The sequence below is a fragment of the Amaricoccus sp. genome (assembly GCF_036846665.1).
Classification (GTDB): Bacteria; Pseudomonadota; Alphaproteobacteria; order Rhodobacterales; family Rhodobacteraceae; genus Amaricoccus.
Genome location: NZ_DAIUBO010000229.1, coordinates 1 through 5,995, shown reverse-complemented (window position 1 = coordinate 5,995; position 5,995 = coordinate 1). Strand labels below are relative to the sequence as shown.

The 5,995-nt window shown below is 66.9% G+C and carries 9 protein-coding genes; 3 read left to right on the top strand and 6 right to left on the bottom strand.

All coding sequences use genetic code 11. From position 1 onward, the window contains the following. Positions 1-69 precede the first annotated feature (69 nt). From V7050_RS17280 to V7050_RS17260, 5 genes are all read right to left on the bottom strand, one after another. Positions 70-561, bottom strand: coding sequence for an SRPBCC family protein (locus V7050_RS17280; RefSeq protein WP_324375630.1), 492 nt, complete (start codon positions 559-561; stop codon positions 70-72). A gap of 5 nt (positions 562-566) precedes the next feature. Then, positions 567-902: a YdhR family protein gene (locus V7050_RS17275; RefSeq protein WP_324375625.1), complete on the bottom strand. Its 336-nt coding sequence runs from the start codon at positions 900-902 to the stop codon at positions 567-569. Between the two features lie 239 nt (positions 903-1,141). Next, positions 1,142-1,591 carry an ester cyclase gene (locus V7050_RS17270; protein WP_324375623.1) on the bottom strand — a complete coding sequence of 150 codons (450 nt, stop codon included), beginning with the start codon at positions 1,589-1,591 and terminating at the stop codon, positions 1,142-1,144. Between the two features lie 91 nt (positions 1,592-1,682). Then, on the bottom strand, positions 1,683-1,901 hold the full coding sequence (locus V7050_RS17265; protein ID WP_324375621.1) for a DUF1127 domain-containing protein: 219 nt from the start codon (positions 1,899-1,901) through the stop codon (positions 1,683-1,685). Between the two features lie 20 nt (positions 1,902-1,921). Then, positions 1,922-2,728, bottom strand: a complete 807-nt coding sequence (locus V7050_RS17260; RefSeq protein WP_324375619.1) for an MBL fold metallo-hydrolase — start codon at positions 2,726-2,728, stop codon at positions 1,922-1,924. A gap of 100 nt (positions 2,729-2,828) precedes the next feature. Here V7050_RS17260 and V7050_RS17255 point away from each other — a divergent pair, with 100 nt between their 5' ends. Further along, on the top strand, positions 2,829-3,431 hold the full coding sequence (locus tag V7050_RS17255) for a TetR/AcrR family transcriptional regulator (RefSeq protein ID WP_324375617.1): 603 nt from the start codon (positions 2,829-2,831) through the stop codon (positions 3,429-3,431). Here V7050_RS17255 and V7050_RS17250 read toward each other — a convergent pair. Next, entirely contained in the window at positions 3,401-4,528 is a 1,128-nt protein-coding gene (locus V7050_RS17250; RefSeq protein ID WP_324375615.1) for a PhzF family phenazine biosynthesis protein, read from the bottom strand. The genes V7050_RS17255 and V7050_RS17250 overlap by 31 nt on opposite strands. On the opposite strand from V7050_RS17250, the gene V7050_RS17245 reads away from it, so the two are divergent. Then, complete coding sequence (locus V7050_RS17245; protein ID WP_324375613.1) at positions 4,478-5,410, top strand: LysR substrate-binding domain-containing protein; 933 nt, start codon at positions 4,478-4,480, stop codon at positions 5,408-5,410. The two genes, V7050_RS17250 and V7050_RS17245, sit on opposite strands and share 51 nt — an antisense overlap. 16 nt (positions 5,411-5,426) lie before the next feature. Continuing rightward, entirely contained in the window at positions 5,427-5,753 is a 327-nt protein-coding gene (locus tag V7050_RS17240) for an antibiotic biosynthesis monooxygenase family protein (RefSeq protein WP_324375611.1), read from the top strand. Positions 5,754-5,995 lie beyond the last annotated feature (242 nt).

Here is a 5,995-nt window from a genome sequence, read left to right as displayed (position 1 = left end):
GGCTCTCCGCGGCGCCCGCCACATAGGCGCGGGCACGGCGGTCGGCATCGGCGAGAAGGTCGAGGTCGGTCATGTCGCGTCAACTCCTCGTTTCAATGGGACGTGTGGACGAACGGGGCGGGCGTGGGGCGGGGAGGTTCGCGCCTCGCACCGAGTTTTCAAAGCGGCGTTTTCCCGGGCTAGCGCGGCGCGGAGCAGGGGCACCAGGATGGGGCGCAGCCAGATCGCCAACGGTCCGGAACAGACAAGCGAGAGCCGGCAGAAGGTGTTCGCCCCGTTGTTCAAGAGCTGGTGCCGGGCCAACAGGCGCAGCATCCGGCCGGGGGATCTTCGCCAGGTGTAGCTGCGACCGGGCGTGATCCCGGTGAGTTCCCAGATGGCCGCACGCTGAAACGGCTGCTTCAGCTCAAACCGGCTGCCAGGTCCGAAAGGGCGCTTGGTCAGCCGGCGCACGGCGGTCACCGTCGGCAGCCAGTCGGGCCAGCGCTCGATATCCGCCGTGACCGCCCAAACGCGGTCTGCGGGTGCCGCAATCCGGATTTCATGCGATATTCGGAACATCGTGGTCACCCGGTTGCCATGTCGGTCGGCGCGAGGAACCGTGCCGCGCCCGTGATGGCTGAAAGCCCCGCGTCCACCGGCGCGATGCGGGTGAAAACGTCCATGGCCGGCCCCGCGCGAAGCTCGGAAGTCGCCGGACCCTCGGCGAAGGCCTCGGCCGAGGCGCTGTCGCGGAACAAGTAGGCACTGGTTCCGAGCCCGGTCGCCTCGTCGAGGCCCCAAACCTTCCAGAGAAGGCCAGGCGCCTCTGCGATCCGTGCCGCGGCCGTCCGGGCATGGGCGCGGAACTCGGCGACGGGGACGCGCAGCCGGTAGGTGACCAGAATCAATGTCGGTGTCATGGTCGGGCCTCCTGGCGGTCCGCCGCCGGGTACTCGACGGCGGTCCGGGACACCGGGTCGCCGTCGACCCGCAAGGCGTCGCGGGTCGCGTTCCACCGCGCCCTGCACCACCCGTCACCCGCGCAGCGCCGGCAGTGCCCGGTGGCCGCAGGGGGACGGTACAATTCGTTTCGTCCGCACATGGTGTCGTCCTTTCGGGGGATGAGGGGCAGGCCGGACCGGCCTGCCCCGGAACGGTGTCAGGCGGCCCGCGCGGTGCCCTTGCCGAGTTGAGACAGGAGAAGCGGCTGGTTGATGGTCAGCCAGGTTTCTGCGATCTTGCCGTCCTCCATCCGGTAGAGGGCGACGCCGTCGAAGACGACGCGGGCGCCATCGGGCGCGATGCCGTTGAATTCACCCGAATGGGTCGCCCAGATCTCCCAGTGGGCCGAGACGAAGTCCTCGGTGGCGATCGTCTTCAAGGTCTCGAAGCTCATGTCGCTGAAGGACTGGCGGAAGACGCGGAAGAACGCCTTGTAGCTTTCGCGGTCGAAGAACTCCTCGTTCGGAAAGCCCGGGAAGCCGTGGCAGGCAATGTGCGGCACTACGGTGTCGTCGATCACCTCGACGTCGTCGATGTTGGCGGAATGCGTGCCGGCGAGGAAGCGGGCGACGGTCGCCTTGTTGGTTTCGATGAGGTTGGTAGTCATGTCATTTCTCCTTTGATGTCGTTGGATGGTTGGGTGTCTCCGCCGCGTCTGCGGGCGCTTGCGTCCCGGACCGGCGCTTCCGTCGCGGCGCTCAATGGCCGCGCAGGTACCAGTCGCGCCCATGGCGGAGCGCGTCGCGGATGTCACCGCGGTGCAGTCCGATGTCGCGCAGTTCATGGTCGCTCATGGCCTCCAGCCGGGCGGTGTCCCGCCGGATGCGGCGTTCGATGTCGAGCTTGGCCACGAAGGCGCGGAGGGCGACGAAAGGGCTGGTCCGCCGGTGGCGTTGGCTCAGGGTCAGGGTCTTCATTGCGATGTCCTTCATATTGCTCAGGCGAGGATCGCCTCGACCTGGGCGGCGGTTTCGGGGGTGACGGCCGCGGTCGTCCCGCGGCCATAGGCGCAACCGACGATGCCGGTCAGCGTGTCGAGCCTGTGCGCGACCGGCAGGTGGCCCGAGAGCACGTACGCGGGGTCGAGCGCGTCGAGCGCCCGCAGCATCTGGCCGAGCGAGCCGCGGTCCATCTGCACGAGCCACGGTGCATCGACGCTGGACCAGGCGACGAGGCCCTCTCCGAGTTCCTCGACCGGGATCTCGTCAATCGTATCGACCGAGCCCGGCAGAAGCGCCCCGAAGGCGTCGGCGGCGAAGAACACGCGGTCGGTCTCGTCGAAAAAGCCCATCGTCTCGGGGGCGTCGTAGTAGGGCGGCTTGACCTGGTGCAGCCGGCGACCGCCGACCTCGAACACCTCGCCCGGCTCGAGCGTGCGCATCCGGGCCGGATCGCCCGCGCCGAGCATCCCCATCTTGCCGGCACCGAGGAAGTTCGTGACGACCGTTGCGTTCGGGGCGATCTCGAGGATCCGGTCGAGGTTGCCGATATGGTCGGCGTCGGTGTGGCTGAGCCAGATCCAGCGCAGGTCTTCGGGGTCGATCTGGGCGCGGAGGCTGTCGATGAGTGGCCCGGCAAGAGCGCCGAGGCCGGTATCGACCAGCATCGGTTCGGTCCCTGTCAAAAGGAAACTGTTGATCGGCAGCGCGCCGAGGCCCGGCACGGGCAGCCAGGACGGCAGGGCGGTCCAGGCATCGGTGACGCGCTTTGCGGCGTGCTGGACGGGTTCGGTGATCGGTGTCATTTCGGGCATCCTTTTAGATAAACAATAGTGTTTGTTGAAGTGCGGCGTAGGCGATTCGACCCCCCTTGTCAATCATTCGGTGATCAGGCATGTTCATCGAATGACAGAGCACGAGAAGAAGCGGCCCTACCGCCTGCGCGAGCGCGCCAAGTCGCAGGAAGAGACCCGGCAGAAGATCGTGGAGGCCACGATGCATCTGCACGAGGAGATCGGACCGCGCGCGACCACGATCAGCGCCATCGCCGAACGCTCGGGCGTGCAGCGGCTGACGGTCTACCGGCACTTCCCGGACGAGACCGCGGTCTTCCAGGCCTGCACGTCGCACTGGCTGTCGCTGAACCCGCCACCGGATCCCGCCGGCTGGGCAGATCATGCCGACCCGAAGGCGCGGTTCGCGGCAGCCGTGTCCGCGTTCTACGCCTACTTCTCGCGCACGCGCCGGATGTGGACCGTGTCCTTCGAGGACGTCGCGCATGTGCCCGCGCTGCAGGGGCCGATGGCGGAGTTCGGCGCCTATCTCGACGGGGTCGCCGCCGGGCTGATCGCGGGTTTCGGCAGCGGGCCGAAGGCGGCGCAGATAGCCCCCACGATCCGCCATGCGCTTCGGTTCCTGACCTGGTCCGACCTCGAGGACCAGGGGCTCGACGACGCCGCGAAGGTCGATCTCGTGTCTCATTGGCTCTGCTGCCCCGAAGCTGGCTGAACGGGCGAGGCGTCGCCCGGAACGCAGATGTCGAGCGTGCCTGCCCGCCGGCCCTCGCCACCGGCCATAAGGCCCGTGATGCGGCCGCGCTCGATCTCGAGATCGACGAGGATCCGGCTGACGCTCGGCGACGACATGAAGCGGCCCTGTTCGATCGCGAAATGCGTCCGCCGGTCGCCGAGAATGTCGTGCAGAAGGCAGGCGAGCGGTCCCGCGGTCATGCCAGTGGCACTTTCCTCCGCGATGCCGAAGCGGGGCGCAAACATGCGCGTCGTGGCGTGCGCGGGGCCGGTGCCGGTGGTGACCGCGAAGGCATAGAAGCCGATCAGATCCAGCGCCTCGCTGATCCGCCCGATTGCTTGCTGGTCCGGCACGATCGCCGCAAGGTCCGCTTCGCGCGCGACCCCGACCAGCAGGAACCGGTTGCCGGTATCGACGACCTGCGGCGTGACGCGGGCGTCGAGTCGGTCTGTGGCCAAGCCGAGGGCATCAAGCGCCTCCGCCCGCGTCACGCCGGTCCCGGCCCAGTCGGTGTCCGCCTCGTAGCGGGGCGCCCGCTGCTCCATGTAGACCGCGCCGTTCTGCACGAGGATCTTCCGCGGTCCGTCCACCGTCTGCTTCGACGTCGCGCCGTCGCCGATCCGCCCCTCGGCGCGCATCAATGCGAAGGCGGCAACCGTGGCGTGACCGCAATGGGCGATGCGCCGGGTCGGCGTGAAGAATTCGAGCCGCGCGCCCTCGGTCGGATGCCGCGAAACGAAGGCCGTCTCCGACAGCCCCGCTTCGGCCGCGATCGACTGCATCGCGGTCTCGCTCAGCTCGTCGGCATCGAGAACGACCCCGGCCGGATTGCCCCCGGTCCCGTTCAGCGTGAACGCATTGACGATCTGGACAGGAACCGAGAGACGTGCATTTTCTTCATGATTAAGCATCGATATCTCCATTGGCGATGCTGACAGACTACTTGTTCTTTGGCGCGGACCAAGGCGTCGTGGCTCAGCAATAGGTGAACCAGATTCATGATTGATCAGGCGGAAGATCCTGCGGTGGCACGGCTGGTTCAGTCGTTCGGCCTGCTTGCGGCAGTGCAGCACCACGGCAGCTTTGCCGCGGCGGCCCGCGCGCTCGACCTCGATCCGAGTGCCGTCAGTCACCGCGTGCGCGCGCTGGAAGCCGAGCTTCGGATGCCGCTCTTCGAACGCTCGACCCGCCACGTGACCCCGACCCGCGCGGGTGCGATCCTGTGCGACGCGGCCACACGCTCGTTCGCGGATGCGGGTCGCGCCCTCGCGGCGGCGCGCGATCTCCAGTCGGCCCGGGCGCTCCGCCTGTCCGTCCATTCCTCGCTCGCCATGAAATGGCTGTTGCCAAGGCTCCCGGCTGCTGCCGCCTCGGGGCTGGACCTTTCGATCGACGTGCGCGAGGAACTGGTGGTGTTCGAGGGGGGCGAGGTCGATGCCGGCCTCCGCTTCGGTGAAGGGCCCTATCCCGGGCTCCACTCCACCCGCCTTGCCGGCTGCGATCTCCAGCCGGTCGTGGGGGCAGGTCATCCGGCCGCGCAAAGGACGGGCGTCGACCGGCTCGCCGACGAAAGCCTGACCCTGCTCACCGACACCGGCGCCGAGAAGTTCCGGACGGGAACGACCTGGACTGACTATCGCAGATTGCTTGGGTCGAACGAGGTGTCGTCCAATCCCGTGAAGCACTTCGACCGCGCCGACCTGATGCTTCAGGCCGCCATCGGCGGCCTTGGCGTCGCCCTGGGGCGAACCCTGCTCATCGAGGACGACATCTGCAACGGGTTGCTCATTCCCGTCGGCCAGCCCGTTCGGGTGGCGGCCGCCTATTGGCTCGTGACAAAGCCGGAGCTTGCCGACACCGCCAGTATGATGACCCTCCGCGCCTGGCTGAAGGAGCAAATCGGGTTGACCACCGGGAGACACGCACGGCGAAGCCTGTCGGTAAGGCGGGCCGATTAGCAATGGAGGGAGCGCCGTGCATGTGATCATCTGGGCCTACGAGGTTTCCGACAGCCAGCGCGCCTGCTTCGAAGAAGCATACGGAGCGAAAGGCGACTGGGCGGAACTGTTTCGGCGCGCCGACGGCTATCTCGGAACGGAGCTTTTGCGGGACGACCAAGATCCGTCCCGCTATTTCACGATCGACAGATGGCGCAAGGAGGCAGACCGAGAGCGATTCATGTCAGATTGGGGAGCCGCGTACCGCGACCTCGACAAACAATGCGAGGCATTCACGACCGGCGAAACCCTTGTCGGGATCTTCTTCGTGAATGCGACGGGCGGACTGGGCCAGGAAGCTTGAGTCCTATCCGAGGTACGCGGATCGTCCGCGCAGAACGGCCGGATCTCGACGCTCTCGTCAAGTGCGCGCTCCATCCACGCGGCAGAGTCGCAGTCTTTAATCTGCCATCCGATTTAGATTGCAGTCGCTTATATAGCAGACAACAAGTTCAAACCCAGTCCACACAAAAATAATCTGTGACTTACCGGGTGGAGATGGGGTGGATGCCGCTCTCCCCTGACGGCATCGCGATGTGCCAAACT

Excerpts from the sequence above, each read along its gene's own strand:
- V7050_RS17280 (WP_324375630.1), bottom strand. The coding sequence starts at position 561 with ATGTTCCGAATATCGCATGAAATCCGGATTGCGGCACCCGCAGACCGC.
- V7050_RS17275 (WP_324375625.1), bottom strand. The coding sequence starts at position 902 with ATGACACCGACATTGATTCTGGTCACCTACCGGCTGCGCGTCCCCGTC.
- V7050_RS17270 (WP_324375623.1), bottom strand. The coding sequence starts at position 1,591 with ATGACTACCAACCTCATCGAAACCAACAAGGCGACCGTCGCCCGCTTC.
- V7050_RS17265 (WP_324375621.1), bottom strand. The coding sequence starts at position 1,901 with ATGAAGACCCTGACCCTGAGCCAACGCCACCGGCGGACCAGCCCTTTC.
- V7050_RS17260 (WP_324375619.1), bottom strand. The coding sequence starts at position 2,728 with ATGACACCGATCACCGAACCCGTCCAGCACGCCGCAAAGCGCGTCACC.
- V7050_RS17255 (WP_324375617.1), top strand. The coding sequence starts at position 2,829 with ATGACAGAGCACGAGAAGAAGCGGCCCTACCGCCTGCGCGAGCGCGCC.